This window comes from Mesorhizobium sp. M2A.F.Ca.ET.037.01.1.1, assembly GCF_003998075.1.
Lineage (GTDB): Bacteria > Pseudomonadota > Alphaproteobacteria > Rhizobiales > Rhizobiaceae > Mesorhizobium.
This window is the reverse complement of record NZ_RZSA01001150.1, coordinates 1-1,891: the sequence shown is the minus strand read 5'-3', so window position 1 is coordinate 1,891 and position 1,891 is coordinate 1. Positions and strand designations below refer to the sequence as shown.

The following is a 1,891-nucleotide window of genomic DNA, read 5'->3' as shown; positions in this document are numbered from 1 at the left end:
ATCATGAACACCGCCATCATGACGATGAACACCGCGAGCGTGCCGAGCGAAGCGCGGTTGTCGAGCACGAAGCCGCGCAGCCAGTGGTTCGACGGATGGCTCCATTCCTTGGCAGCCTGGCCGCTTGTTCTCCTGAGAGGCGTTTGCAGATCGGGTTCCATGGCCTTGCTCATCACGCTCTCTGCTCCGCGCCCTCGTGCAGCCCCGGCAGGCCGCCGGGATGCGCCACATCTTCCATGAAGTTGATCAGGTCGTCGGCCGACTTGACCTCGCTGCGGTCGGCCGTCAGCGCCACCTTGCCGCGGTCGAGCACGACGAAGCGGTCGGCGATGTCGAAGACATGGTGGATGTTGTGGCCGATGAACAGGATCGAGCGGCCGCTCGCCCGCACCTGGCGCACGAAGTGGAAGACCTTGGCGGTTTCGGTCAGCGACAGCGCCGTCGTCGGCTCGTCGAGGATGATCAGCTCCGCCTGCTTGTAGATGGCGCGAGCGATCGCCACGCCCTGCCGCTCGCCGCCCGAAAGCTGGCCGACGATCGACTGCGGCGTGAACACTTTCGAGGTGAAGCCGATCTCGCGCATTAGCCGGCTCGCCTCCGCGACCTCCTTGTTGACCTTCAGCCAGCCCATGAAGCCGGTGAGCTCGCGGCCCATGAAGATGTTGCGCACGATGGTCTGCTGCACGGCCAGAGCCCGGTCCTGGAACACGGTCTCGATGCCGGCGTCGCGCGAACGTGCCGCGCTCCATCCGCTGACCGGTTTGCCACGCACCAGGATTTCGCCGCTGGTCGGCCTGACCACGCCGGACAGGATCTTGATCAGCGTCGATTTGCCGGCGCCGTTGTCGCCGATCAGGCCGACCACTTCGCCGCGATCGACGCTGAGGTTGACGCCGCCCAAGGCATAGACCTGGCCGTAGGATTTCTTGATGTCGCGCAGTTCGATGATGCGTTCGCTCATGCGATCCTCGCTTGAATTGTGTGTTATCCCTGCCTCGTCCGCAGGCGGTCCCGCCGGCCGGGTTGGGTCCGGCCGGCGGCCTGGGAGGTCAGCGCAGCGCCTGCTTGGCGAGCTCTGAGACGATCTCGTAGTTCTGCGGCGTCACGAAGCCGGCGCCGGTGTCGACGTTCATGGGGGCAAGACCGAGCACCACCTGCTGGCAGAGACTGAGGATCGGCAGATAGCCTTGCATGAACGGCTGCTGGTCGGCCGTCAGCTGCACCCAGCCGCCCTTGAAGGCCTCGACGATCTGCGGGCTGGTGTCGAAGCCGAAATTGAAGATGTCGCCGGGCTTCCTGCCCGCCGCCTGCATGTAGGTGGCGACATTGCCGAGCATCTGCCCGCCGGGATAGCCGACCGCCTTGACGCCGGGATTGTCGAGCAGCGCCGCAGTGATCGGCGGGATCGCGAGATTGGGATCGGCTGCCCATTCGGTTTGCGAATTGATCTGAACGACATCGACGCCGGCCTCCTTCAGCGCGGCGACCGTTCCACGCTCGCGCGCGCCACGGCTCTCGTTCTCGAACGGGCCGATCATGATCGCCTTGTCGCCGGCCTTCAGCCCGGCCAGCTTGAACGCCTCGGCGCCGAGCGCGCGCCCCTGCTGCTCCTGCTGCGCGCCGACATAGCCGCCGCCGAACGCAGCCACCACCGTCGGCACCGGAACGTTCTGGTACATCATCTTGATGCCGTCCTTATGCGCCTGTTCGGCCAGCGGCATGATCGCCGCGTCGCCCGGATGGCCCATCATGGCGATGCCCTGCGGCTTGACGGCGACCGCCTCGCGCAATTGCTGCACCATCTTTTCGACGTCCCAGCCGGAAAAGATGTAGTCGACCTTCGGCCCGAGATCAGCCGCCGCCTGCTTGGCGCCATTATAGACGATGGTGC

2 protein-coding genes are annotated in these 1,891 nt (G+C 65.6%); both read right to left on the bottom strand.

The window, feature by feature from the left end; all coding sequences use genetic code 11:
- Nucleotides 1-172: 172 nt before the first annotated feature.
- Nucleotides 173-961, bottom strand: a complete 789-nt coding sequence (locus EOA27_RS34485) for an ATP-binding cassette domain-containing protein (protein WP_126082029.1) — start codon at nucleotides 959-961, stop codon at nucleotides 173-175.
- An 88-nt stretch (nucleotides 962-1,049) separates the two neighbouring features.
- The coding region (locus EOA27_RS34480) for a substrate-binding domain-containing protein (RefSeq protein WP_127258511.1) at nucleotides 1,050-1,891 on the bottom strand (842 nt) is incomplete at its 5' end.

Coding starts and splice junctions, on each gene's coding strand:
- EOA27_RS34485 (WP_126082029.1), bottom strand. CDS start 961: ATGAGCGAACGCATCATCGAACTGCGCGACATCAAGAAATCCTACGGC.